The 25046-nt window shown below is 55.1% G+C and carries 19 protein-coding genes; 5 read left to right on the plus strand and 14 right to left on the minus strand.

Annotated elements, in window-relative coordinates:
• Positions 1–17 precede the first annotated feature (17 nt).
• Together ispG and galE are read right to left on the minus strand one after the other, a co-directional pair.
• A complete protein-coding gene (gene ispG, locus HW115_RS07515; protein WP_178931968.1) occupies positions 18–1811 on the minus strand; it encodes a (E)-4-hydroxy-3-methylbut-2-enyl-diphosphate synthase in 1794 nt (597 codons plus the stop codon).
• 260 nt (positions 1812–2071) lie between these two features.
• Positions 2072–3070 (minus strand): UDP-glucose 4-epimerase GalE, encoded by a 999-nt coding sequence (galE, locus tag HW115_RS07520; protein ID WP_178931969.1) that lies wholly within the window; start codon positions 3068–3070, stop codon positions 2072–2074.
• A 150-nt stretch (positions 3071–3220) separates the two neighbouring features.
• Here galE and HW115_RS07525 point away from each other — a divergent pair, with 150 nt between their 5' ends.
• Positions 3221–4288 (plus strand): DUF6973 domain-containing protein, encoded by a 1068-nt coding sequence (locus HW115_RS07525; protein ID WP_178931970.1) that lies wholly within the window; start codon positions 3221–3223, stop codon positions 4286–4288.
• 45 nt (positions 4289–4333) lie between these two features.
• Here the strand turns inward: HW115_RS07525 and HW115_RS07530 are convergent, their stop codons facing one another.
• The 8 genes from HW115_RS07530 to cls all read right to left on the minus strand — a co-directional run bounded on the left by HW115_RS07530 (position 4334) and on the right by cls (position 12574).
• Complete coding sequence (locus tag HW115_RS07530) at positions 4334–4714, minus strand: hypothetical protein (protein ID WP_178931971.1); 381 nt, start codon at positions 4712–4714, stop codon at positions 4334–4336.
• A 95-nt stretch (positions 4715–4809) separates the two neighbouring features.
• The gene (locus tag HW115_RS07535; RefSeq protein WP_178931972.1) at positions 4810–5742 is read right to left on the minus strand and encodes a sugar phosphate isomerase/epimerase family protein; all 933 of its coding nucleotides are present in this window, start codon (positions 5740–5742) and stop codon (positions 4810–4812) included.
• Between the two features lie 49 nt (positions 5743–5791).
• Positions 5792–6637, minus strand: coding sequence for a L,D-transpeptidase family protein (locus tag HW115_RS07540; RefSeq protein WP_227021338.1), 846 nt, complete (start codon positions 6635–6637; stop codon positions 5792–5794).
• Positions 6561–8714: an AMP-binding protein gene (locus HW115_RS07545; protein WP_178931974.1), complete on the minus strand. Its 2154-nt coding sequence runs from the start codon at positions 8712–8714 to the stop codon at positions 6561–6563. Before HW115_RS07545 ends, HW115_RS07540 begins: the two co-directional genes overlap by 77 nt.
• Before the next feature lie 127 nt (positions 8715–8841).
• Positions 8842–9711 (minus strand): transcription antitermination factor NusB, encoded by an 870-nt coding sequence (gene nusB, locus HW115_RS07550; protein ID WP_178931975.1) that lies wholly within the window; start codon positions 9709–9711, stop codon positions 8842–8844.
• Positions 9704–10207 carry a 6,7-dimethyl-8-ribityllumazine synthase gene (gene ribH, locus HW115_RS07555; RefSeq protein ID WP_178931976.1) on the minus strand — a complete coding sequence of 168 codons (504 nt, stop codon included), beginning with the start codon at positions 10205–10207 and terminating at the stop codon, positions 9704–9706. The genes nusB and ribH overlap by 8 nt, the downstream gene beginning before the upstream one ends.
• 98 nt (positions 10208–10305) lie before the next feature.
• Positions 10306–11178 carry a hypothetical protein gene (locus tag HW115_RS07560; RefSeq protein ID WP_178931977.1) on the minus strand — a complete coding sequence of 291 codons (873 nt, stop codon included), beginning with the start codon at positions 11176–11178 and terminating at the stop codon, positions 10306–10308.
• A gap of 1 nt (position 11179) precedes the next feature.
• Positions 11180–12574: a cardiolipin synthase gene (gene cls, locus HW115_RS07565; RefSeq protein ID WP_425498137.1), complete on the minus strand. Its 1395-nt coding sequence runs from the start codon at positions 12572–12574 to the stop codon at positions 11180–11182.
• Between the two features lie 437 nt (positions 12575–13011).
• Here cls and clpB point away from each other — a divergent pair, with 437 nt between their 5' ends.
• Entirely contained in the window at positions 13012–15585 is a 2574-nt protein-coding gene (gene clpB, locus HW115_RS07570; RefSeq protein WP_178931979.1) for an ATP-dependent chaperone ClpB, read from the plus strand.
• 103 nt (positions 15586–15688) lie between these two features.
• On the opposite strand, the gene gatA is transcribed toward clpB, so the two are convergent.
• Both gatA and gatC read right to left on the minus strand, forming a co-directional pair.
• Complete coding sequence (gatA, locus tag HW115_RS07575) at positions 15689–17116, minus strand: Asp-tRNA(Asn)/Glu-tRNA(Gln) amidotransferase subunit GatA (RefSeq protein WP_178931980.1); 1428 nt, start codon at positions 17114–17116, stop codon at positions 15689–15691.
• Between the two features lie 62 nt (positions 17117–17178).
• On the minus strand, positions 17179–17472 hold the full coding sequence (gatC, locus tag HW115_RS07580; RefSeq protein WP_178931981.1) for an Asp-tRNA(Asn)/Glu-tRNA(Gln) amidotransferase subunit GatC: 294 nt from the start codon (positions 17470–17472) through the stop codon (positions 17179–17181).
• A 180-nt stretch (positions 17473–17652) separates the two neighbouring features.
• Here gatC and HW115_RS07585 point away from each other — a divergent pair, with 180 nt between their 5' ends.
• Positions 17653–20100, plus strand: coding sequence for an HzsA-related protein (locus HW115_RS07585; protein ID WP_178931982.1), 2448 nt, complete (start codon positions 17653–17655; stop codon positions 20098–20100).
• A 14-nt stretch (positions 20101–20114) separates the two neighbouring features.
• On the opposite strand, the gene HW115_RS07590 is transcribed toward HW115_RS07585, so the two are convergent.
• Both HW115_RS07590 and HW115_RS07595 read right to left on the minus strand, forming a co-directional pair.
• The gene (locus HW115_RS07590) at positions 20115–21323 is read right to left on the minus strand and encodes a sialidase family protein (RefSeq protein ID WP_178931983.1); all 1209 of its coding nucleotides are present in this window, start codon (positions 21321–21323) and stop codon (positions 20115–20117) included.
• 94 nt (positions 21324–21417) lie between these two features.
• Entirely contained in the window at positions 21418–22905 is a 1488-nt protein-coding gene (locus tag HW115_RS07595; RefSeq protein ID WP_178931984.1) for a prenyltransferase/squalene oxidase repeat-containing protein, read from the minus strand.
• A 356-nt stretch (positions 22906–23261) separates the two neighbouring features.
• Between HW115_RS07595 and grpE the strand changes: the two genes are divergently transcribed.
• A complete protein-coding gene (grpE, locus tag HW115_RS07600; RefSeq protein WP_227021339.1) occupies positions 23262–23885 on the plus strand; it encodes a nucleotide exchange factor GrpE in 624 nt (207 codons plus the stop codon).
• Positions 23886–23888: 3 nt separating this feature from the next.
• Positions 23889–25040, plus strand: a complete 1152-nt coding sequence (gene dnaJ / locus HW115_RS07605; protein WP_178931986.1) for a molecular chaperone DnaJ — start codon at positions 23889–23891, stop codon at positions 25038–25040.
• Positions 25041–25046: the final 6 nt, after the last annotated feature.

Consider the following 25046-nt stretch of genomic DNA (forward strand, 5'->3'; position numbering starts at 1 on the left):
TGCTTATTGGTTGGCTTCTATCCTGATGGAGCGTCGATCCACTTGTCATGTTCCCGGATCAGATCGACCAGGCGTTCGACGGCTTCAGCTTCCGGAATATTGAATTTCACTGCTTGTTTGCCGACGTAGAGGTTGATCTTCCCTGGAGCACCTCCGACATAACCAAAATCGGCGTCCGCCATTTCGCCGGGGCCATTGACGATGCAACCCATGATGGCGATCCGCACACCTTTGAGGTGACCGGTGGCAGCTCGGACTTTCTGGGTGGTCTCTTGAAGGTTGAACAGAGTGCGTCCGCAGGATGGGCAGGCGACGTAGTCGGTTTTAAAAATCCGGGACCCCGCAGCTTGCAGGATGTTGTAGCCGAGGCGCAGGCTTTGTTCGGCGTCTTGTTCACCTTGGATCAGAATGGCATCGCCGATGCCGTCACAGAGTAGTGAGCCAATGTTACGGGACGCGGTGAGTAGGGCGGGGAGTTTGTCCTCAGACGCCTCCGTTGCTGGAGTGAGAATGTCCTTCAGTAAGATGGGGTGATGCGCTGCCAATTTGTTCGCGAGTAAGCGGAAGGCGTGGATGTCCGCTGCGTCGTGAGCTCCGTCAGCGACGGTGACCAGCTGCGGCGTTTCGACGGCATTGATCGCCATGACGGCATCGGTGTCATAAGGATCAACAGAGATGATGGCTGAGTCCTCCACGACAGCTTCAGGATTGAAGTCGCCAAGTTGGTCAACCTTGTCTCCGAGGCTGTCCCACTTTTCGCGAGAGGTAAACACGCGGATCGTATGGTCGCCGCCTAACTTGTGACCGTTGATTTCAATTTCATGGCTTTTTCGGCGGGCGTAGCTGAAGGGGTCGTAGCTGAGCGTTCCTCGCTGGGAGCCAGTCGGATCGTGTGGTAGATGAGAATTTTGGATGCTTGCCACGATGGCTCGTGCGACTGGGATTTCGTGGACGGCATCTTCGGTGAGAGAGACGCGGATCGTGTCGCCGACTCCGTCTGCCAGCAGGGATCCGATCCCGATGGCGGATTTGATCCTGCCGTCTTCGCCGTCACCAGCTTCAGTCACCCCGAGGTGGATCGGGTAATTCCAGTCGGGGCCTTCTTGATCGAGGCGGGCGACAAGCAGTCGGTAGGCTTCGATCATGACCTTCGGGTTGGAGGCCTTCATCGAAAAACAGAAATTGTGGTAGCCGAGTTCGCGGGCAATCCGGGCAAATTCGAGCGCGCTTTCCACCATGCCCAGCGGAGTGTCGCCGTAGCGGTTCATGATACGGTCGGAGAGCGAGCCGTGGTTGGTGCCAATCCGCATGGCGCGTCCCAGCTCTTTGCAAAGTTCGACCAGTGGGGCGAAATCCTCACGGATGCGTTTGAGCTCTTCGGCGTATTGTTCGTCACTATACTCCCTGATTTCGAATTTCTTTTTATCGGCGTAATTTCCTGGGTTGACGCGGATTTTTTCGACCCATTTGGCCGCCTCGAAGGCAGCATCGGGTTTGAAATGGATATCGGCGACGAGGGGGATGTCACATCCGGCGGCGCGCACGCCGTCTCGGATATTTTCCAGATTTTCCGCGTATTTTTTCGTCTGAGCGGTGACGCGGGCGATTTCGCAGCCGGCATTCGCGAGCTCGAGAATTTGTTGGACACAGGCTTCAGTGTCGCGGGTGTCGGCCGTGATCATCGACTGCACCCGGATCGGGTTGTCTCCACCAATGCCGACGTTTCCTACGATGATCTCGCGGGTCTTGCGGCGGGAGTAGGCAAAATAATCCTGACAGTAGTGAAGCTGGGAGTGGTTGCTGGCGCTCATTAGGAGAATCTATAGCTTAGATCGGGGCTGGCGTCGATAGCCAGATGGCCTGAGGGGGGGCAAATTTTTCGGCATGGTAATAACAACGCAACATTGGCGTCAAAATAAGGACTTAGCTCTTTCTGCTAAAGGTTTTCGATGGCGATTTTCGTGCAACAGATTTTTGATGGTATAGTAAAACAATGGGCCTATGATAAAGAAAAAGCGGAACCGTTACCGGCTCCGCTTTTTTTGAGAAGGATGTGTGTGGGGTGTAGCCCTTAGCCCTTTGGGTCGCCGTAGCCTTCAGGGTGGCTTTGGTGCCATTTCCAGGCGGTGGCGATCAGGGACTCGACGTCCATGTGCTCCGGTTCCCAGCCGAGTTCTTTCCGCGCCTTGGTGTTGTCGGCGTAGAGGGACGGTGGGTCGCCTTCGCGGCGTGGGGCCTCTTCGGCAGGAACTGGCAGGCCGGTAACTTTTTCTACGGCGTCCAGGATTTCCCTGACGGACGTGGGTTTACCGGTGCCGAGGTTGTAGTGGACAAAGGTGTTGGGCTCTTCGAGTTGGTCGAAGACTGCGATATGGGCACGGGAGAGGTCGTCGACGTGGATGTAGTCGCGCAGGCAGGTGCCGTCGGGTGTCGGGTAATCGGTGCCAAAGATCTTGAGGGCCGGGCGCTGGCCGGTGGCCGCAAAGATGGCGAGAGGGATCAGGTGGGTTTCCGGGAAGTGGTCTTCACCGATGGAGCCGTCGGCTGCAGCACCCGAGGCGTTGAAGTAGCGGAACACGGCCGATGAAATCTCACCGGATCGGGCGAGGTCCTGGAGGATGTGTTCGACGTGTAGTTTGGTGGCTCCGTATGGGTTGATGGGTGCCTGGGGAAGGTCTTCGACCAGTGGCAACGTATCGGGCTCGCCGTAGGTGGCGCAGGTCGAGGAAAAGACAAATTTTTTCACTCCGGCGTCGGACATGGCAAGCAGGAGTTGAATGGTGTTGCCGACATTGTTTTCGTAGTATTTCAACGGAGCGTGGACCGACTCGCCGACGTTGATGAAAGCGGCGAAGTGCATCACGACGTCGATGTTGTTGTCTTCGAGTATCTTGGCGACCGCTTGACGGTTGCCAAGGTCTTCGTCGAAAAAGGGGATGTCATCTGCGACCGCCGCACGGTGACCGTAGACGAGGTTGTCGAGAACAAAGGGGGTGTGACCGGCAGCTTGGAGTTGTCTGACGCAGTGGCTGCCAATGTAGCCTGCGCCTCCGACGACGAGAACGTTCATGGCTGCAAAATGGGAATGGAACTCTATTTCGTCAAGTGGCAAGGTTGGCATAGCAAGCTGTGCATGTTGATTGAGAGATGATGAGGATGCTGGGATGGCAAAAAAAACGCGTGTGGATCTTGGTTGGGCGTGTTTAGCTGGGCGGGTCACATGATGAGACTATTGAAATCCAATGCGATTCGCCGCTGTCGCCGCTTGCTCTTGCTGGTGTTGTTGGTCTGGGTTCTGGTTTGGTGTATTGCCAGCTTGGCCGCGCGTGCTGTGGTGGCTGGCATGGTGCCGAGAATTCAGGAAAAGGCAAAGCGTTCGGGTGTAGTCATGGGTGAGGTTCATTACCGGACGGTCAGGGTTTCTCCCTGGTTGAACGGTATCAGCATTCGTGAGTTATCTCTCGATTTCGATTTAAAACCCACTGACAGGCATGTGTTGCCTTCATCATTCGAGTGTGAAACCCTCCAGCTTACATTGACGGATTTGTTTGCGATGAAGGGGCGGATCGCGATGGAGGATTTTGAGGTGAATTTCCACAGCTCCGACCGGCCCGAGCGGATGCCCTTTGATCGATTTGACGACGGACAGCTTGTTTTGGGTGATGTCCCATTCTTGGCTCCCCGGCAGGCGTTTCACGATTTGTTAGCCAATGTGAAGGATTTGTTTGATGATAACATTGCGACCGGAGCGTTTGAATTTGGCGGAGTGGTGCAGATCAAATTGGGAGGCTCCACTTACCCGGCCCGGATGTTTACTGAGCGGGACGGTGAGGCATTTCGTTTGCGATTCAGTAAGGAAGATATCAGAGCATTGTCGCAACGGATGGGCCTTGGCTTGGCTGAAGAGCAAGTCAAAGTGGTTTCTTTGTATCCGTTGAGGGTTCCGCTGATTGCCTCATTGACGGTTAAGGCCAAACAAATATCCGTCTCGTTTCATCATGGAGATGAATGGAAGCAGGACGCGTTGCGGCACCTCTCGTGGAGCTATATGCTTACCCAGACCTTTGGTGCTGAGTTTGCCAAGCTGGTGACGGATGCCCAGGAAAGTAAACCAGGCAATACCCATGATGAGCGATTGATGGATTATAACAACAATGCTGTGGGGCGGGCGTGGGTGGCCGAAAAGGTTAAGATCCAACAGATCCCCCGCATGATGTTGGAAGATCGGCGGGTAGTGCTTAGTCCGGAAGATGCCCGATCACGGGGGGAGGCAAACTTATTGCGCTAAGTGTGCGGATCGGGAGATGTTGTGCTGGTTGGGGTTGCGCGTGGATTAGCGCATCCGTGCGGGGCGAACACTGGGTCGGGGCATGGGCCTGGGAGCCGGGCGGTAGCTCGGCGTGCTGGGACGGGTGCTAGGGCGAGTGCTGGGGAAGGTATCACGCGGTTGTTTAACCGGTTGGGTGCTTGGCCTGTCCGGTTTGCCGGGTTTTTCGATTGGATGTTCCGGTTTGGGTGGGCGGTCAGGCCGGTCCGGGTGTTCGGGTGGGTCACAGGGGCGGTAGCCATACCAGTGACGGTGGTACCAGTAGCCGTGGTGGTAGTAGTAGTGAACCCCGCCATAGGTCCGTTTTTCATAATCATTGCTTGAGCAAGAGCTCGGAAGGAGCCCCGCCAGCATCGCGATGACCAAGCTAGCCAGTAATTTTTTCATAGAGAAACAATCAAGCCGAGGCTTGCTGAAAATCAAGAGTTTTTTATAGCCGCGGTGTCGAAGCTGAGCTGGATGGGCGAGGCTGGTTAATGGTGTTAGACTTTCAGCGTTTCGGGGTAGGCGAGTTTCCAGACTTCCAGAGCTTCTTTGATTTGTTCACTTTTGCGGGTCGGGCTGAGTTCCCAGACGAAGGGTTTTTCCGGACTGATGTGTTTGAGTAGTGATTTAAAATCGATTTCACCGGTGAGAGGCACCCGGTGGTCACGCTCGGGCCAATAGACATCGTGGACGTGGCAACCAATGAGATAGGGGGCCATTTTTTCGAGCCATTGTTCGTGATTGAGCAGGCCGAGGTTGTGCTTGAGTTGGACGTGTCCGAAGTCGTGCCAGTAGCCAACCCACGGGTTGTCTTTGAAGTGTTCCTGGAGGAGAACCATTTCGGACTCGCTGGGGACGTCTTCGAAGCGGGAGCGTGACTCAACGGCGAGGGGGACTTTGAGTTCGGCTGCCTTTTCAGCAAGTTGCTCCAAGGCATCAATTGCGCGGCGATAGTAGAGAGGTGCTATTTTCTCTCTCTTTTGGACAAACTTGAGTTTGGCCTTGGCGTAGGCAGGGTCGAGTTGGCGTCCTTCTTTGACCATGCGGGTCAGCGGTTTGGTCCATTTTTTACTCGGCATGGGCACGGAGCCCATGTGCATCACGACATAGTGAGCATTGAATTCGGCGGCGAGTTCGAGCGTGCGCAGGCTCATTTCCATTGCGCGTTGGCGGTCGTACTCGCGGTGGGAGGTGAACTCGTAGGCGTCCGGGGCGTCGATCATGACTTCGACGGGTGAAGGGAAGTAGTTGTGAACGCCGGAGCAGCGGAACTTGCCCTCCTGATAGGCTTTGCGAATCCCCGGAAGTTTGGTGATCGTCATACCATGGCTCAGCTCCATGGTGTCGAATCCAAGGTCGAGGATTTCATCGATCATGGTTTCGCCCTCGGTGTGACGGGCGTTGTTCCAGCATGTGGAGAAACTGAGCATGTTGTTAGCTGAAAGGTAGGGCTAATAGGTTGGATAGGTCAGATGGGACCTATGGCAGTTTCCACTGTTTTTTGAGCTGCTGGTACTCGGCTTTGGGCAGCAGGACGTAGACCGGGTTTTTGGCGGGATCGATGTTGGCGATGAGTTGTTTGAGTTTGTTTTCCTGCATGGTGGTGCAGCCTGCGGTTGGGCGGGTGCCGTTGCTCCGCCAGATATGGAAGAAGATGGCGCTGCCCAGTCCGGGGATGGCTTTGCCGCCGAGCATGGCATCGTTGTGGGCGATGTAGAGCTTGAGTGAGTGGGCGTGGTCGTTTTGCCGCATCTGGGCTTTTTTCTCCCAGGCGGTGGATGCAGGATGGTTGAGGATGATGTGCCGGTTGTAGTGGGGGGAGTTCCGGTCTTCCACCCAGAGGTCGCTGGTGGTGATTTGGCGGTACGGGAGTTTGGGGTGGTGTTGAACCTTGGCTGCATAGCCATATGCTCCACCGATTTTGAAGACTCCTGCGGGAGCCTTCCAGTCACCTTCACGTTTGGCTGGGGCCTTCGACTCCGGCGTGCGGTGCAGTCCGCGCCCCCATGCCAGTCCTTTTTTTCCGAGTCGTGTCTGCCAGCTTTGCCCTTGGTTTTTCCATGAGCGTCCGTGTTTCTGATAGAGTGTGAGCGTGGCGTTTGTACTGTTCCAATTTTCGGCGATGCCGACTACAACCTGACTACAGTTTTTGGGTATCTGGGCCAGAAGTGGCAGGCAGGAAAGCAATAACAGAGCGAGGGGGCGCATGGAAATGTGTCGGTTGGTGTTAGGGGGGAGGTTGGGGAGCTTAGGCAATGAAGTTTTCGGCGAGTTCTTTGCAGGCCTTGAGGTCCAGTTTTCCTGAGGCAAGGATGGGGATTTCATCGACGGGGATGAAGAGCTTGGGGCACCAGAGGCTGGGGATTCCCTGATCCATGAGTTGGTAGCGCAGGGCAATGCATTCCTGATCCCGGGTTTCTCCGCAGACGGTGGTGAGCAGGGCGATGGCTTCTCCTTTTTGCTCGTCCGGGATGCCGACAACGGCGATTTTGCGTTCGGTTTCTTTATCGAGTCCGAGTGTTTGGGTGATGGTGGCTTCCACGGTTTCGTGGGGAACCATTTCGCCGGCAATTTTGGAGAATCGGGACAAGCGCCCTTCGATGATCAGAAAGCCGTCGTCATCGACCCGGCCGACGTCGCCGGTATTGAACCATTGGTCCTCGAAGATTTCTGCGGTTTTTTCTTGGTTATTGAGGTAGCCGGAAAAGACATTCGCCCCGCGCAGCCAGATGCTGCCTTGCTCAGAGATTGGGCTTGCTTGGTCGGTGGCAGGATTGGTCATTCGCACGGCAATTCCAGGCAGGAGTTTGCCTACCGAGCCGCGGCGGTGGGATGAAATCACCGGGGCGTCACCATGGGCAGGAAGTTCGGGTAAGTTGATGTTGGTGGCCGGTGAGGTTTCGGTTAGGCCAAACCCTTCGAGCACGTCGATCCCGAATTTTTCCTTGAAAGCCTCGGCGAGTGACTGGGGGAGCTTTTCCGCTCCGGTGACGCAGTACTGCAGGCTGGAAAGTTGCTCGGGGGCGACGCGGCGCATGTAGCCGCGCAAGAAAGTGGGGGTGGCGATGAGGGCCGTCACCTGGTGGATCTTGATGAGTTCGGCGAGGCGTTTGGTTTCCAGCGGGTTCGGGTAAGTCACCAGATTCAGGCCTTCGAGGCAGGGGTAGAGCATGGTGGCCGTGATGCCAAACGAGTGGAATAGGGGCAGGCAGCCGAGTAGGCGGGACTCATGACTGAGATTGATGCGGCTGCCAAACTGACAGACGTTGGCCAGTAGGTTGCGGTGAGAGAGGGGCACGCCCTTGGGTTCTCCGGATGATCCGGAGGTGAACAGCAGGACCGCTTCGTCGTCGCCTCTCGATTTTCCGAGCCCCAGGATTTTGGCAATCATCGGGGTAGGGAGGATTTTACAGAGGATGAACCAGCGTTTAATGCGTTTTTGCAAATGCGGGAGTGTGCGTTCGATGAAAATCAGGTCACGGTTCGGGGGCCATGGGAAGGAGGCCACTTTACGGACAAAGGGATCGGCAGTGATAAAGCGGTCGACGTCGGCTTGGCGGATCGAGGATTGCACGGCCTTATGGCTGGCGGTGAAGTTGATATTGACCGGGATCTTGCCAGCCAAGAGCACGGCGAGGTTGGCGAGGGTGCCTCCCTTGCCAGGTGGCAGGATGACGCCGACGCGTTTTTTACTGGTGAGCTCTTTGATCTCCTGGGCAAAGACAATCGCAACCGCTAGCAGTTTGTCGAAGCTCAGTTCGGAGTCATCGGTTCCGTCGTAGAGTGAATTGGATGAGCCGTGTTTTTTGAGTCCTGCTATCAGGGAGACTGGCAGGGATTCCTGGAGGAAGGATCGGGAGGCAAAGGCTTCTTCTTCCGCTTCGAGCAGGGCCTGACGCCAGGACGCCACCGAGATTTTGTCTTCAGGGATCAGAGGGGCGAAGGTGAAAACGGATTCGGGAAGGCGGTTGGCATTATCTGAGGAGAGGGCGATCTCCCTGGGTTTACTGGCAGAGAGGGGTAGGACGGGGAGTCCAAGGGCACAGAGTTGGCGGATGGTTGGTCCGGGGATGTGGCAGCATTCCGCAGTGTGGGCTGATACGTAGCCAGGAAAGAAGATGATGATGCCGCCGCCACTCAGGTGTTGGCGTAAGGTGGCTCCAATACTTGCGGGGTCGGCATCGGTGGCATCGAAGGCGATGGCATTGGTGCCCTCGCGGTCGAGGAAGCTTTCGACGGCGGGTTCCAATTTGACCTTTTCTTCGCAGAGCCAGGTGATCGGGCGCTTGGCAAAGAGTTGCTCAAGGTGAAGCATTTCATTGAAATCCAGTCGTCCGGGGATGACGAGGGCTCCTTGCTCCGGGATGTTGTTTTTGCCTAGGATTTCAATTTTATTGCTCATAATGCCGATGACTAGCAGGTCTTGGGTGATCCAATCACTTACCATTACGGCCTGCAAGCCCTAAGCTTGCAGAGCAAACATATCTTCACGCCATCTTTCCCAAGTGGTGATGGGGAAGTGGCGCGTCTTACAGTGCGTCAAGGATGCCGTTGATGAATCGCGATGATTCGGTGGTGCCGAAGCGTTTGGCAATTTCGATGGCTTCGTTGATACTGACGGCGCGCGGGATATCGTCGCAGAGCAGGATTTCGTAGGCTCCGATACGAAGGATGGCACGGTCGACGGGGTCGACCCGGTCCGGGGAGTAGTTTTCGACAATCTTGGAAAGCTGTTCGTCCAGGTTCTCTTTGTTTGTCAGAACCCCTTGGACCAAGGATTCGGTTTGCTGACGGAACTGCGTGATTTCCTGACTGCTCGAGTGAAGGTGTTCCGTTCCCGGTTCCGGTGTTTCCGTGGTCTCCAGGCGTTCGATGGCGTCGAAGCGCTTCGAGATGCGCTCGAGGTGGCTGACCGCAGCTGTGATGGCTTCGAGTTTAGATCTCCAAGCGGGATAATCCTCCAAGCTGAGCTGCCAGGTTCTGCGTGAGTCCTGAACGACGTGGTTGGCGGTGAATACTTCGCTGAGGCGTTGGGGGATCAGCTCTTCACCGGTCTTGCTCTGCATGGCTGATCTGAGCAGATCGAGTGCGGCATTCAGTTTGCTTTCCTCTCGGAGCAGACTGCGCAGGCTGGTGCTGAGTGGGCTCAGGTTGCCTGTGGCTTTGATCTCGGCTTGGGCCAGTGGTACGCGCTCACTGAGCTTGGCCATTCGGCTTTCCCGCCCTTGGGCGATATGCAGAATGGCTTTGGCCTTGGCCTGGTTGAGTTTACGCAGGGAGTTCTCCTGAATGATCTCCCAGAAGGTATCCTGCATGGCGGAGGGGTCGGCCGCTCCTTCCAGATCAGAAAAATAGAGAAATTGAACCGCGGATTCGCGGATGTCGCGCCGTTTATGCATTGCTTGGGAAAACGCGACCAGTGGAGCGTTTGAATTGATTAAAGGTGTCGAGAATCGAGGTGGCGGCGCGGGCGGCTTCGCGACCTCGGTTAAGTTTGCTGCCGATGCAGCGGGCGTAAGCTTGTTTGTCGTCGTCGACGAGAACCACCTCGTGGATGACGGGCACGGTGTTGCGGACCGCGATCTCTTGGAGCGCATTGGTGACACTTTCGGCGACGAGGTCACCATGTGCGGTTTGGCCGCGGATGATCAGTCCGAGGGTGATGACGCATTCCGGTTTGTTTTGCTGGATCAGGGCTTCCACGGTGACCGGGACTTCGTAGGCACCGGGGACCCGGATGATGTTGGTCAGGCTGTTTGGCATGAGTTCTTCAAGCTCTTGCTTGCAGTTTTCGACCAATGCATCCGTGAATTCCTCATTGTAGGTAGAGGCGACAATCACGATTTGGCTGCGTTGGTTCAGACTCCTGGGCCTGGTGGGAAGTGCCGTGGACATGCAAATCACTTAAGGGGGTGACCGATTTCTTGCAAGGTTGAAGTTTATTGAATCTCAGTGGATGGCGGCTGAGTCAGGGTGGATGGGGCTTGCTTTGTTCATTTGCTGAAGACGGTGAGGGCCGATTTGGTACTGATCTTTTGGTTTTTTGCGTACGCTTTGGCTGCCCGTTGACGCAGTTGTTGTCGGGATTCCCCTTTGAACCAGCCTTCGAGGGTGTCATGTAGGATAAAGGCCCCAGGATACATATTGGACGCGGTTGTCAGGACGGCATGGTGTTTTCCCTCGCCGAGATGTTTTTGAAAGAAGCGATCGCTCTGGCAGCAGAGAATGGCGACATCTCCTTGTTGTTTGCGTTTCGGGTTGGCGGGCAGTGCGGGAACGCTGAATTCCATCAGCCCGTTGTGGCCGATGAAGCAGAGGAAATCCGCACCTCCTCCGATATTGATGGTGTGGCTTCCTTTGGCGTCATTTACGGTGAGGCTTTCGTAGTGCTGTCCGGCGATGCTTTGGATGAATTGCTCGATGCAGGGTTCGATGGTGGATCCGCGCCAGGCGTCGATCACCAGGATAGCCCGTGTTTCTTGGTGCTGGAAGACCAGACGCTGCATGATGGCTTGTTGGCCATCCACCTTTCCAGCGGACAGGCGTTTCCATCGTTTACTTTTTTCGAAGTAGGAGCGGGATCCATCCGAGCACCCCCAGTAGAGGTTGTTGGCCGGGTCATCGCCGTTGCCAATTTTTTCAGGGACTGGAGCGATGCCCTGGGATTTATTATCGCAGAGGGCGACATAGGTGTGGATGATTTTGGCGTCCCGGGCATGCTCCGCCGGAGGTTCCGGGTTGCTGGCGAGGGCCTCGGATTTTCCTTTTTGGCATGAGGGACCGAAAAAAAGAATCAGACAGCTGAAGATCGGCAGAAAACAGGGATGGCTCATGGTGTGGATGATGATGTTCGGGTGGAGTGGCATATTATTGCACGGGGGCGGTTAGGTAAGATGCTCGGGAGAGCACTTTGAACCAAGCGGGTTTGTTGGTGACGTCGGCCTGATTCATGAGTCGTGAGTTGGCAAAGTCATCGCGCAGCATGGTTTCGACTTCTGAGACGAAGGTATCATCTGCGATGAGTGCGGTGACCTCGAAGTTGAGGCGAAACGAGCGGTTGTCGAAGTTCGCTGTTCCAACACCGGCCATCCGGTCATCGACGAGGAATACCTTTTGGTGAAGAAATCCAGGCTGGTAGCGGTGGATCTCGACACCTGATTCGATGAGCTCCCCAATGAAGGCGTAGACCGAGTAGTAAACGAGTTGGTTATCCGGTTCCTCCGGGATGATGATTTTGACATCCACGCCCCGCAGGGCCGCGAGATGCAGTGCAGACATCACACCTTCGTCCGGGACGAAATACGGGCTGGCAATCCAAATGCGCTTGCGAGCCGAATGAATCGCTTGTTGATACATCAGGCTGCAGGTTTCGAGTCGGTCTGCCGGCCCGGTGGATAAAATCAGGATGCTGGCATTGCCAGTTTCTGCGGGAACCGGGTTCCACGACAGGGATAGGTGCTCATCGGTGGCCCAGTTCCAGTCTTCGACGAATGTCATTTGGAGCTGCAAGCTTGATGGTCCGGTGATTTTCATGTGGGTGTCGCGCCAGTTGGGGTACTTGGGATCCTTGCCGAGATATTCATCACCGACGTTGTGGCCTCCGACCCACCCGGTCTTCCCATCGACGACCACAATTTTCCGGTGGTTGCGGAAATTGAGTTGGAAGCGGTTCCCTCCGCCGCGTGTCGAATGAAAGGCGCTGACTTCGACTCCGGCTTGTTTCAGTTTACTGGTGTAGTCATCGATATTGCCGGATCCGATTTCGTCGTACAACACATAGACTCGCACGCCGGCTTTTGCTTTATCGATGAGTTTTTGTTGGAGTTTGCGACCGAGGTCATCGTCGCGGATGATGTAGAATTGAATGAGGATGTAGTCTTCCGCTTGGTCGATGCCATCGAGGATGCTTTCGAAGGTGGCGTTTCCGTTGATCAGGAGTTCGGCGTTATTGCTGTTGAAGAAGGGAGCGTGGACGACCGTACTGGCAGCATGAAAGACCCCGTTCCGGTCTTCGAATTGTTGAACGTAAGGAGTCATTTTATCCCTGAGATCAGTCGCTTCATCTTGGAATTCCAGAGAGAGCTGCTGCCGCAGGCTGATGTAACCTTGGAACTTATCCCGGCCAAATACCCAGTAGGCGGGGACCGCCACCACCGGGATGGCATTGAGAGAGACAATCCAGGCAATGGCTCCTTGGGAGGTTCGCGTGCTCATCAGGGCGTGAAAGGAGGAAGTCACTCCGAGGATGTGTGCCAACAGCATGAACAGGGCGAATTTTCTGCCACGGAAACGACCTCGTTTTTTCGCTTTGCGTTTCGATCGCTTCGATACCTTTTTGCCATCGGCCGCAGATGGATTCGGGAGATCTTCAGCTGAATCGTCCGATGGGGAGTTGGCGTTTTTTGCTTTCATGCGTTGATAGTCATCACTGATCCACCTGCATTAGTCAATCATGCAAAACGGAGTGGGGAGTGGCACACGGTCAATGATTCACTTGAAATGCAGATGATATGGCTGAGAGTTCTATCGGATGGCTATGCCAAGGTCTTAGCATTAGAAAAATCATAGCAGCAAAATAATACAAAAATATTTGAACAAATACTTGCTATGATTCCGTCTTATGAGATAGAAAGAAGCAAAAGGAGTCGCGCATATTGCGGACTGGACACCACATTTTTAAAACAAAAACAAACAGAACGATGGGACTAGATAAATTAACCAACAAATTTCAGGAAGCGTTGCAGGCTGCGCAGCAGTTGGCATCGCGTTCGTCACATGCGGAGTTGAAGAGCCTGCATGTTTTATTGGCGCTGTTGCAGCAGGACGGGGGCATTGTGGTGCCTTTGTTGGAGAAGGCAGGTGCGGATGTGACACGATTAAAAGCTTCGGCGGTAACGGAGTTGGAGCGTGAACCGAGGGTTCAGGGGGCAGCCTCGCAGCCGCAGATTAGTTACGGATTGCGTCAGAGTCTTGATGCTGCCGACCAGATACGCGAAAAACTCGGGGATGATTTTCTGAGTGTGGAGCATTTTATTCTGGGTGTTTTGGATTCGGATTCACCGGCAGGGAAACTGCTGGTGCAAGCCGGCCTGGACCGGAAGAAGGCGGATGAGGCGTTGAAGGAAATTCGCGGTAGTCAGAAAGTGACGGATCAGGATCCAGAGGGCAAATACCAGACCTTGGAGAAATACGGGACCGATCTAACGGCTAGGGCGCGTGAAGGAAAAATCGACCCGGTGATTGGTCGCGATGAGGAGATTCGCAGGATCATGCAGGTGTTGTCCCGGCGGACGAAAAACAACCCGGTGCTTATTGGTGAACCGGGGACGGGGAAAACGGCCATTGTCGAGGGGTTGGCCCGCCGAATCATCAGCGGGGATGTGCCGGATTCGATGAAAAACAAGCGTCTGATTGCGATGGACTTGGGGGGGATGATTGCCGGAGCGAAGTACCGCGGTGAGTTTGAGGATCGTTTGAAAGCCTTCCTTAAAGAGGTGACTGAATCGGAGGGGGAAATCATTCTCTTTATCGATGAGTTACATACGATTGTGGGTGCCGGAGCCAGTGAGGGCGCGGTGGATGCTTCGAATCTACTCAAACCCCAACTTGCCCGGGGCGAGCTGCACACTATCGGGGCAACAACGCTGGATGAATACCGGAAGTACATCGAAAAAGATGCTGCTTTGGAGCGGCGTTTCCAACCGGTTCGTTGTGATGAGCCGAGTGTGGAAAGTACGATTGCGATTCTGCGTGGACTCAAAGATCGCTATGAAGTGCATCATGGAGTACGCATTACCGATGGCGCGATTGTTGCCGCTGCGAATTTGAGTGATCGTTATATCACCGATCGGTTTTTGCCGGATAAGGCTGTGGACTTGATGGATGAGGCCGCCTCCCGTTTGAAAATTGAGTTGGATTCGATGCCGACTGAGATCGACCAGATTGAGCGTCAGGTGATGCAGTTAGAGATGGAGCGTCAGGCGTTAGAGAAGGAAAGTGATGACGCTAGTGCTGCTCGCTTAGAAAAAGTGCGAGAAGAAATGGCAAACCTCAAAGAGGAGTCCGCTACCCTGATGGCGCGTTGGCGTAACGAAAAAGATGTTATCGATGTGGTGCGTGAAGCTCAGGAAAAAATTGAAGATCTGAAAACCGAGGCCGAGCAGGCCAAACGGATTGGCGACTTGAATCGGGCCTCCGAGATTACCTATGGCAGCCTCCCGGATGCAGCAAAGGAACTCGAGCAAGCTCAGGAAAAATTGGCTCAGCTTCAGGGAGCGGATCGTATTCTCAAAGAGGAAGTGACCGAGGAGGATATTGCCCATGTGATCTCCACCTGGACCCATATTCCCGTGAGCCGTTTGCAAGAAGGAGAACGTGAAAAACTGGTCAAGATGGAAAGTCGGATCGGAGAACGCGTCATTGGTCAAACGGAAGCGATCGAGGCGGTATCCAATGCGGTGCGTCGTGCGCGCGCCGGACTTCAGGATGAAAACCGGCCGATTGGTTCGTTTTTATTCCTCGGGCCGACTGGTGTCGGTAAAACCGAACTGTCGAAGGCGCTTGCCGAGTTCCTCTTTGATGATGAGCATTCGATGGTGCGCATCGATATGTCCGAGTATATGGAAAAGCACAGCGTTGCCCGGCTGATCGGAGCCCCCCCTGGATACGTTGGTTATGAGGAAGGTGGTCAACTCAGTGAACACGTCCGGAGGCATCCGTATTCCGTGGTGCTGTTTGACGAGATTGAAAAAGCGCACTCGGATGTCTTTAACGTGCTGCTGCAGGTACTTGACGATGGTCGTATTACCGATGGGCAGGGGCGCACGGTGGATTTCCGTAACACGGTTCTCATTATGACTTCGAACATCGGTAGTCAGTTCATCATGGATGAAGAGAATGCCGAACAGCGCGAAGCCAAAGTGATGGGAGCCCTGCGCGGTCACTTCCGACCTGAGTTTTTGAATCGGATCGACGAAACCGTGATCTTTGACCGGCTGAAGCGTGAAGAATTGACGGAGATTGTCGGTCTTCAGTTAGAGCGGGTTCGGCGACGCCTTGCCAAGCAGGGGATTGGTTTGGCTCTTTCCTCAGAAGTGAAGGACTTTATTGCCGAACAAGGGTATGACCCGGTCTACGGTGCCCGCCCGCTCAAGCGTGCGATCCAAAAATACTTGCTCGACCCCCTCAGTCTGGAAGTGCTGGAGGGTAAGTTCCAGGATGGAGATGTCATTCAGGCTGAATTGGCTGACGGGCGGCTTGTATTTAACAAGTGACCGTCACCCTTCCTGACTGGGCCCCATACTTATGTTGGCGCCGATGACGATGAAGCGTAAGTCCCATGCATCCCATGGGACTTATTGCTTTCTTGGGGCTTGGTTAAGCCTGCTGCTCCGCAGCCCGGGCAACTCTGAGGATGTTTTGTTCACCCATGTGGGGGCCGAGAATCTGAAGGCCGACGGGGAGCTGGGTTCCATTGTCTGATGCAACCTTGCCGCAGGGCACGCTGATGCCGCAGATTCCTGCAAGGTTGGCGGAGAGGGTGTAGATATCGGCCAGGTACTGCTGCAGGGGATCATCCTTGTCGGCTCCGAGAAGTGGGGCCGCTGAAGGGGTGACCGGAGAGAGAATGGCATCGACGTTCTGGTAGGCGTCCTGGAAGTCCTTGCGGATCAGGGTGCGGACTTTTTGGGCACGGTTGTAGTAGGCGTCGTAATAACCCGACGAAAGAACGTAGGTGCCGAGGATGATCCGTCGTTTGACTTCGGGTCCGAATCCACCCTCGCGGCTGCGTCGGTAAAGGTCGAGGATGTCCTCGGGTTTCTCCACCCGGTTGCCGTAGCGTACTCCGTCGAATCGGGAAAGATTGGAGGATGCTTCCGCCGGGGCGATGATGTAGTAGGTGGCCACGTTGTAGGCGGTGTGAGGCAGGGAGATTTCAACGAGTTCGGCTCCTTGGGCTTCCAGTCCACTGATCGCTTGGTCGATCTTTTGGCGCACGGCGGGGTCGATGCCTTCCCCGAAATATTCTTTGGGTAGGCCAAGTTTCATGCCCTTGACCCCGTCGTTGAGCCCCTGGGTGAAATCGGGGACCTCTTCGTTCAGGCAGGTGGAATCGGCGGTGTCGTAACCGGAAATGGCATTGAGGACGAGGGCGGCATCTTCGACCGATTTGCTGAGTGGTCCAATTTGGTCGAGCGAGGAGGCGAAGGCAACCAGCCCGTACCGGGAAACACGTCCGTAGGATGGTTTCAGTCCGACGACTCCGCAGTGGCTTGCCGGTTGGCGGATGGATCCGCCGGTATCGGAGCCAAGTGCGGCGATGGCGGTATCCGAGGCCACGGCGGCGGCGGACCCTCCGGAGGATCCTCCAGGAGTGCGGGCCGGGTCGTGCGGGTTGGTGGTCGTTCCCAATGCGGAGTTCTCCGTGGTGGAGCCCATGGCAAATTCATCCATGTTGGCACGGCCGAAGGGGATGGCTCCGGCGTCGCGCAGCTTGCGGATGACGGTGGCATCGTAGGGGGAAGTGTAGGCCCCATCGAGAAACTTGGATGCGCAGGTTGTTGGCAGACCTTTGACATTGATATTGTCTTTGATGGCGATGGGGATGCCGCCGAGCGGTTTACTCAAATCTGCGGTGTTGGCTTCCTGTTTGGCCGACTCCAGATCGTAGGACAGGTAGGCTCCAACGCTGTCGTTTTTCTGGTCGATGGAGCTGGCCAGTGCGTCGAGAATGTCGCCGGGTTGGATCTCTCTGCTGGTCAGTTTGGCCCGCAGGCTGGTGATGCTTTCGGTGGCTAGGGACATGGTGGAAAAGATGGAAGACTTGAAGATGGAAGATAGAAGAATGGGAAGTGGAAGACCTTGGATCAGGAGGGGTCGACGACTTTGGGGACCCGGATCTGGCCGAGTGCGGAGTCCGGGGCATTGCGGAGTAGGTCGGCTTGATTGAGTCCCGGACGCGAAGCATCCTGGCGCAGACGGTCGAAAACCGGGGATGCGTGAGCCGTGGGCTCGATGCCTTCAACATCGACATCCTTGAGCGTTTCAACGTAGCCGAGAATAGCTTCAAGCTGCCCCTGGAAGGTGCTGCATTCCTCGTCGCTCAGTTCGATCCGTGCCAGGTCCGCGATGTAGCGGACATCAATGTGCTCAGTGCTCATGCGGGGAACCTGTCTGCTCGAACGGGAAGTTTCAAGTCTGGATTCTTCCTGTGTTTGTCGGTGGCTTAAAACGAAACCGGGTAAAAATAAATGAAACACCTCGGCTGAGGATTGCGTTCTAGGTTACATGGGTGAATGGAGCTTCGTTCACCTGACCCCCGTGAATATTCAAAATATGAGATGAAGTTATTGCATACTTGTTTGAAATGGGGAGGGCTTATCGCTGTGATCGCCCAGTCACTGAATGGGGCGGTGGATGATCAGGAGATCAAGAACCAGTATGCGGTGCTGTCTGCAGATATTGCCAAGCGGGAGAAAATGGAGCGCTATCGTGATGAAGTGTATCATCCGTCGGCGATGATCGAGACCAGTGACCGCGACCCTCTGGATGTGATTCTGAGGCGCACCCAAGTGTTACTGGATGATATCCGCGAAATGGAAGGCTCTCCTGATTTGGAGGGGATGGCCCGCTCGCTGGGTGCTTTGAAGTCCCGCGGTAAGGAGGTGAGTGTGAAGGACAAGGATGAGCGCTTGGCTGTTTTTGCTCAGGTGCATCGCTTGAGGCGCAAGATTGCCTTTTCCAACCCCCAGTTGGATTTTGATCAAGTTCTGTTTATCAAGCGCCATCGGTCGAAGTTTGATCATATGTGCGACCAGTTTTATGGGGCTGAGGCTGTGCCGGGTGGCGGGCTCTTTGTGTTGTCGGATCCCTTCGGGGAGCAGGCAAAGGTGAGGGATCTTCTGAATGGGGTGGAGCTGGATTCCGGCCGGATGAAAGGGGGGGAGTTAGATGGCGGTAGTTTTCTTTCACCGGAGCTTTCTTACGACGGCAAGCGGGTTTATTTTTCCTATGTGGAATGCACGGGTAAACCGGGCTTGATCACGCACCTGGATCATGCCAAGCGTGGGCACTGGGACCGGGGTCGAAGCTACCATTTGTTTGCTGCGGATTTGGGAGAGGATGGGAGTTTGTCTTCGTTGAATCAATTGACGGATGGGACCTTCAATGATTTTGACCCTTGCCCGCTACCGAATGGTCGGGTGGCTTTTATTTCCGAGCGCAGAGGTGGCTACCTGCGTTGTGGGAGAGCATGCCCCAGCTACACGGTGTTTGACATGAAGCAGGACGGTTCGGATATCCGGGTGTTGAGTCCTCATGAAAACAATGAATGGCAGCCATCGGTAAACCATGACGGCATGATTATTTACACGCGTTGGGATTATGTCGACCGGCATGGGTGCACGGCACACCATCCGTGGATTATGACACCGGACGGCCGGAACTCCCGGGCGATGCACGGGAATTTCTCTATCAAATCAAAACGTGCGGATATGGAGATGGATTTGCGCGCGGTTCCGGGTTCGCCGAAAATTGTGGGCACGGCAGCGCCACATCATGGTCAGGCCTATGGCTCCTTGGTTCTCTATGACCCCCGGATTCCTGACGATGATGCCATGGCTCCGGTGAAGCGCTTGACTCCGGATGTCGGGTTTCCCGAAAGCCAGGGTGGCACTCAGGTGTATGGAACGCCTTGGCCTATCAGTGAAAAATACCATTTGGTTGTGTATGATGCCTCGATGCGTAAGGGAGGGGGAAGGCAAGGAGGGGAATACAAGCGTGGGGATTATGGTATCTATTTGTTGGATGCCTTTGGAAACAAGATCTTACTTTACCAGGATCCGGAGATTGCTTGTTTGAGCCCGATGCCTCTGAGGGCAAGATCCATGCCGCCCGTGTTACCTGAGATGACTGAGCGACTGGCTCAGAACCCGACGATGCACGGCACCATGGCCGTGATGAATGTCTACGATAGCAAGTTGCCGTGGCCTGAGGAAACGAAGATCAAAGCCTTGCGGATCTATCAAATTATGCCGAGTTCGGTGCCGAGTGGGAAGGCGCCGCATCAAACCGGTCGGAGGATTGCCGAGGCCTCGGATTCCGTAAATTTGGCGAGGAAGGTGCTCGGCACCGTGCCGGTGGAGAAAGACGGCAGTGCCTACTTCAAGGTGCCGGCATTGAAAGAATTATACTTTCAGGCTTTGGATGAAAATGGCTTGGCTGTGCAGTCAATGCGTTCTTCCACCTGGGTTCAGCCGGGTGAGCAGATGGTCTGCCACGGCTGTCATGAGAACAAGGATTCGGCTATCTCCCGGCGACAACAAGTGATGGCCTTGCGTCGGGCTCCCTCGGAGATCGTGCCGGATGTCTCCGGAACCAATCCCTTCAGTTATCCATTGTTAGTCCAGCCGGTCTTGGATCAACATTGTGTGAAGTGCCACGCTGAGGAAAAGGAGAAAGGAGCTCCTCCGCTGGATGCCAGAGTGGTTTTATCCCAGCTGGGAGGTAAGAAAACCAAGGTCTATCAATCCTACGATAGTCTGATTCACAAATATGCCTTTTGGTCGTATGGTGATCGATACCGGACGATCCCCGGGGCCTTTGGCGCACGGGCGTCGAAGCTTTACCGGATTTTGAAGGACGGGCATTACGATGTGAAGCTCAGTCGCGAGGAGATGCACCGGATTACGGTGTGGCTGGATTCCGTATCGAATTTTTATGGGGTTTATGAAAAAGAAGGAGGTGAGGCCCAGCTCAGAGGTGAGGTGGTGCAACCGACTTTGGAGTGAACGATTGATACGCTTTATTTTTCCATCCATTCGAGCGGAATACGCAGGAAGTAGATCGACCATTCTTCTTTGACGCTTTCGAATGGTTCATAGATCATTCCCAGCGTCGTTTCATCGCATGGGACCAACTGGCTGTAGCCAAAGAGGCCGGGGATGACTTGTTTGTTGATTGGCCAGGATGTGCCGTCGTCCTTACTCATGGCGATGTGGCCGTTGGCCCGTTTACTCAGTGAGTTGTTGTAAGAAAAAAACAAGGATGCGCTGTCGCCGACAGGGAACCGGACGAGGCCGCAGTTGCACGGGCGGTTTTTTAACTCCTGGGAATAGGCAAAGGGTGACCAGCTGGCCCCGCCGTCCTTGCTGATGGAGGTCAGGCGGTGCTTGGATTTTTGAGAACGGGCGTTCATCAGGATGTGACCGTCACCGATTTCAGCGATCAGGCATTCATTTCCTGTTTCTGTTGTTTCTACCGGGACATAAGCGGAGCGTTTCCAGCTGCGGGCCATGTCGTCAGAGTAAAGCACGGCATTTTTCCATGTGCGGCTTTTATCGTTGATTTTTTCGGTGAGAAACATCGGCAGGACGATGCGGCCTTTGTGTTTTCCCTTTTGGAGTTGGATGGCATTGGCGGGACTGCCCGAGGAAATGATGTTTTTATCTTTTCTGGAGGTCTTTTGTAGCTCTACGGCTTTGGACCACGATTTGCCGTCGTCGTCGCTGGCGCGAACGAGTAGTTTCTGGGTATGGAGTCCAAAGCCGTCATCCATCATTTTGTGGTGTCTGCCGACCCGGGCGTGATATCCATGAGGAAAGGTTTCGTAGAACAGGAGAATCCGCCCGCTGTCCAGAGTGACCGGGCTGGGGTTGACCATTACGAGGGATTGGTCGGCGTGAATGACTTGCAGCTCCCCCCAGGTTTTACCGCCGTCGGCACTGCGTTTTAAAACGATGTCATTGCGTCCATGGTCGTCGCGGATAAACCGCCCTTCGGCGAAAGCAAGCAATGTGCCGTCCTGGCTTCGGGTGATGGTGGGGATACGAAAATACGGGTACCCCGCTTCCCCTTCCTTGAAGACCAGAACCGGAGTATCGAGGCCTTCCACCGCTGAGGCTTCGGCTCGGGATACGGTCGGGTAAAGCCAGCAGACCAGCAGGGTGGCCAGGATCAGGGGCACACACGAATGTGCAATAGCGTGGTTTGGCGTGGAGGACGTTGTCATCATCGGAGATGAATATACTGGATCATTCCGATGATGAAATCAAAAGCAACTGGACGGGTTTTCCTGCCAATGTCATGCGACCAATTTGGGAAACTTCTTAATGGGTGCCCGGAAGGTAGCGGTAGTAAACTTCGAGCATCAGGGTGCAGAGGCAGGTTCGGTAGTGGATCCCTTCCTTGCTGTCGTTGGCGTAGTTTGCAGCCACAGCTCTCGGTTTGCTGCCACCTCCTGGTTTTTTCCACGATCCGTCGTCGGCTTGGTTGAGCAGGATTTGGTCGCTGAAGCGTTGGTTGTATTGTTTCCATTGGTCGCCACCGCGCTGGATCATGGCTTGGGAATGGTAGTAGTGGGCGTAGAGGTCGCATTCCGGCCCGTTGTAATCCAGTTCGGCCTTATCCAGGATGTAACGTGCACCTTTGCGAACTTCGGAGCGAGATCCTTTGCCCCACATCTGGTAGGCGAGTAAGCCGGCACCGGTCAGGCTGTGGTGGCCGGCTCCTCCGACCGGGGAAGTTCCGGTGTAGCCGAATCCCCCATTGGCTGCTTGACGGGCGCTGACGTAGTTGAGAGCGGCTTTGATGGTGGATTTTATGCCATCGAATCCGAGCCCGGTGGCGTCGCAGGCTTTCAGTGCCTGGATGTGCCAGGCGGCAATCGAGAGGTCTCCGCCTCGCTTGCCGGAGATATCGTATTGGTAGTCCCATCCTCCGGACCCATGTTGGTGGGTGATGATCCATTCGCCGGCGAGTTTGAGCACTTCCGGGTGTTGGGGGATGGTGTAGTTGCTGCGTTTGGAGAACGAGTAGGCTTCTGCCAGGGCGTAGGTGGCGATGGCGTGTTCATACGGCCAATGTTTGTCGCGGGTATTGGTGGCGAGGCGGCCGTTGTTTTGACTACCGATGTTCAGCAGGTAGACGATAGCTTGCAGGCACGAGTCGCCAAACTCTTCGGAGTCAGGGGTTTCGCAGTGGCCCAAGTAGGCGAGGAGGGCCAGTCCGGTCATGCCGGCTTTGTGTTGGTCGCCCCATGATCCATCTGAGTTCTGGGTTTGTTTGAGCCACCTCAGTGAGCGGACCACGACGTCTTCGGTTTCAGGTTTGCCTCCGTATTGTTTAAGTAGGTTCATGCGTTCGTCTTTCGAGCAACGTTGAATGTTTGGGATGTCCGGATCGCCGGGAATAAAAACGCCGTCACCATCGCCGGGGCCGAGGCCGTCACCATCGCCACCGGTGCCTGCTGCCAGACCAACGATGTCAGCCGGCGTTTCGAGGACCGGAAGGTTGATGGTGTTTTGAGCCATGGCAACGATGCTTGGAACCACTTGATTGGCTGAAGATGGAGGACGCTGGGAAAACAAGCGTTGCATCGTGGGCGGCGGGTCTTTCGGGTTTGGGTCGTTGGGTGAGTGGTGGACAACAACGTCAGAGGGGATGTTCTTGATCGCTGGTAGAAAATAGAGCGTGAGGCCAATTCCCAGTAAGAGCACGCTGAGGATGGCGATGATCACACTGGTGATGGTGGAGTTGCGTTTTTGCTCATGCAGGAGCTGCAGGGTTTCCGGGCTGAGGGTGGCATGTAGGCTCATGGTCTGATTGTGTTGGGGTCGGTGGTTTGGGGTCGGGTTACTTGGGCGAGGTGCGTTCCGCACCTCGCAACCTGACAGATGGCCATTGGTCCTGCCGCGTTAAACGCGAGGGCCAAGTTGGGGACATCTTCCACCGGAACCAGGTCCGGGGGATGAGCTCAAGGTGCGAAACAAGTGAAGTGTTCGGCCGGTTCCGCTCGGCGTCTCACTTCATGGGGAAGAACGGACCAAGGAATCGTTCCCTTAGGAATAAATAATGAGATGCCCGTCCGGAGCCTCTCGGGCACTTAGGCTGAGCGACTCATGAATGTCGTTTTTTTATAACCCTTGCTGTTGACGAAAGCGTCGGTCTGGCTATGAGTTTCGCCATGCAGGAACCGATGCAGGACAAGCAAGAAACAGAAATCGAGGAAAACGCCGCTGAGGAGCAGGTCGTTGATGATGCGGTAGAAGCTGGCGAAGAGGCTCAAGATACCGAAACTGTCGAAGAGGAGGAACTGGACCCGTGGGAGCAGTTGGAGCTCGAGGTTGCCAAGTGGAAAGACCAGGCTGTTCGCACCGCCGCGGAATTGGACAACTACCGTAAGCGCATGACCCGCGAGAAGCTCGACTCGGTCCGTTATGGAAACCAGGGCTTGTTGGAGGAGTTGCTTCCCGTGTTGGATAACTTTGAAATGGGGATGCAGGCTGCAGCCCAGGAACAGGGGTCGATGTTGTTCATGGGGATGGATATGGTGCAGAAGCAATTGGTTGAGTTCCTCACTTCCCAAAATGTCACGGAGATCCCGGCTGAGGTCGGAGGGGAGTTTGACCCACAGCAGCATGAAGCATTAAGCCAGGAGGCCAGTGAAGAGATTGAACCTGAAAAAATCGTGCGGGTGATTCGCAAGGGATATCGGATGGGAGAGCGGCTACTGAGGCCTTCGAATGTCATTGTTTCCTTGGGTCAGGCGGCTGAAACTGAAACGGAAAGCGAGTAAAGCATGTCTACGAAACGCGACTATTATGAGGTTCTTGGTGCATCCAAGGATGCTTCCGCAGCGGAACTGAAAAAGGCCTACCGCAAGTTGGCGATTAAGTTTCATCCGGATAAAAACCCGGACGACAAGGAGGCGGAAGAAAAGTTCAAGGAACTCGGTGAGGCCTACGAGGTGCTCAGCGATGAGGATAAACGTGCTGCTTACGATCGTTACGGTCACGCGGCCTTTGAAAATGGGGGTGGCGGAGCTGGCGGCTTTGGCGGTGGCTTCCACGATGCCTCTGATATTTTCTCGCAGGTCTTTGGCGGCGCCTTTGGTGGCGGTGGTTTCGAAGATATTTTTGGTGGTGGGCGCCGTCGGCGTGATCCATCCGGCCGCCAGCCGGGGAGTGACCTTCGCTACGATCTGGAAATCACGCTGGAAGAGGCTGCCGAGGGAGTGCAGAAGGAGCTTGAAATCGAAAAACTCGAAGGATGTTCGAGCTGTGGAAGCTCAGGATCCAAGAGTGGGGGTGGACGTAAAACCTGTGCCACCTGCGGTGGTCATGGGGTGGTGACTCGCCAGGCTGGTATCTTTGTTCAGCAGAGTGAGTGCCCGAGCTGCCACGGCGCGGGGCAAACGATTTCGGACCCCTGCACCAGCTGCCACGGTGAAGGTCGCCGGAATGAAAAGACCCGGATTAAGATCAACATCCCAGCCGGGGTGGACAACGGAACCCGCTTGCGTTCATCCGGTAATGGTGATGCAGGATTGCGCGGCGGCCAGCCGGGCGATCTGTATGTATTTTTACACATCAAGGCTCACGATATCTTTGAGCGTGAGGACGACGATTTATTCTGCGAAGTCCCCATGCCATTTGCCACAGCGGCTTTGGGTGGCGAGTTGGAAGTGCCAACCTTGGAAGGTAAGTCATCGATTAAAATTCCTCCAGGCACCCAGGGTGGAACGACTTTCCGACTGCGCAACCGCGGCATCAAGGATTTGAGAAGTGGGGGCAAGGGCGATTTACACGTGGAGGTGCATGTGGAGGTGCCGACGCGTCTGGATTCCGGGCAGAAAGAAAAGCTTAAAGCCTTTTCGGAATCCATCGGGGAGAAAAACAACCCGGTCCAAGAGTCATTCTTTGAAAAAGCGAAACGCTTTTTTGATATGTGACCCCTG

Source organism: Oceaniferula marina, from assembly GCF_013391475.1.
Lineage (GTDB): Bacteria > Verrucomicrobiota > Verrucomicrobiia > Verrucomicrobiales > Akkermansiaceae > Oceaniferula > Oceaniferula marina.

What these genes read in the sequence shown, in the direction of transcription:
- galE (WP_178931969.1), bottom strand. Translation starts at nt 3,070, where the DNA reads ATGAACGTTCTCGTCGTCGGAGGCGCAGGCTACATTGGCAGCCACTGC.
- HW115_RS07590 (WP_178931983.1), bottom strand. Translation starts at nt 21,323, where the DNA reads ATGATGACAACGTCCTCCACGCCAAACCACGCTATTGCACATTCGTGT.
- nusB (WP_178931975.1), bottom strand. Translation starts at nt 9,711, where the DNA reads ATGCATAAACGGCGCGACATCCGCGAATCCGCGGTTCAATTTCTCTAT.
- dnaJ (WP_178931986.1), top strand. Translation starts at nt 23,889, where the DNA reads ATGTCTACGAAACGCGACTATTATGAGGTTCTTGGTGCATCCAAGGAT.
- grpE (WP_227021339.1), top strand. Translation starts at nt 23,262, where the DNA reads ATGAGTTTCGCCATGCAGGAACCGATGCAGGACAAGCAAGAAACAGAA.
- cls (WP_425498137.1), bottom strand. Translation starts at nt 12,574, where the DNA reads ATGCTGTTGGCACACATCCTCGGAGTGACTTCCTCCTTTCACGCCCTG.
- HW115_RS07595 (WP_178931984.1), bottom strand. Translation starts at nt 22,905, where the DNA reads ATGAGCCTACATGCCACCCTCAGCCCGGAAACCCTGCAGCTCCTGCAT.
- HW115_RS07525 (WP_178931970.1), top strand. Translation starts at nt 3,221, where the DNA reads ATGATGAGACTATTGAAATCCAATGCGATTCGCCGCTGTCGCCGCTTG.
- clpB (WP_178931979.1), top strand. Translation starts at nt 13,012, where the DNA reads ATGGGACTAGATAAATTAACCAACAAATTTCAGGAAGCGTTGCAGGCT.
- HW115_RS07545 (WP_178931974.1), bottom strand. Translation starts at nt 8,714, where the DNA reads ATGAGCAATAAAATTGAAATCCTAGGCAAAAACAACATCCCGGAGCAA.
- HW115_RS07540 (WP_227021338.1), bottom strand. Translation starts at nt 6,637, where the DNA reads ATGAAATCCCCATCCTTGCCTCAGGAAAACTGGACCTCAAGGCCTGCA.
- HW115_RS07560 (WP_178931977.1), bottom strand. Translation starts at nt 11,178, where the DNA reads ATGCCACTCCACCCGAACATCATCATCCACACCATGAGCCATCCCTGT.
- HW115_RS07535 (WP_178931972.1), bottom strand. Translation starts at nt 5,742, where the DNA reads ATGCTCAGTTTCTCCACATGCTGGAACAACGCCCGTCACACCGAGGGC.
- gatA (WP_178931980.1), bottom strand. Translation starts at nt 17,116, where the DNA reads ATGTCCCTAGCCACCGAAAGCATCACCAGCCTGCGGGCCAAACTGACC.
- HW115_RS07530 (WP_178931971.1), bottom strand. Translation starts at nt 4,714, where the DNA reads ATGAAAAAATTACTGGCTAGCTTGGTCATCGCGATGCTGGCGGGGCTC.
- ribH (WP_178931976.1), bottom strand. Translation starts at nt 10,207, where the DNA reads ATGTCCACGGCACTTCCCACCAGGCCCAGGAGTCTGAACCAACGCAGC.
- gatC (WP_178931981.1), bottom strand. Translation starts at nt 17,472, where the DNA reads ATGAGCACTGAGCACATTGATGTCCGCTACATCGCGGACCTGGCACGG.
- HW115_RS07585 (WP_178931982.1), top strand. Translation starts at nt 17,653, where the DNA reads ATGAAGTTATTGCATACTTGTTTGAAATGGGGAGGGCTTATCGCTGTG.
- ispG (WP_178931968.1), bottom strand. Translation starts at nt 1,811, where the DNA reads ATGAGCGCCAGCAACCACTCCCAGCTTCACTACTGTCAGGATTATTTT.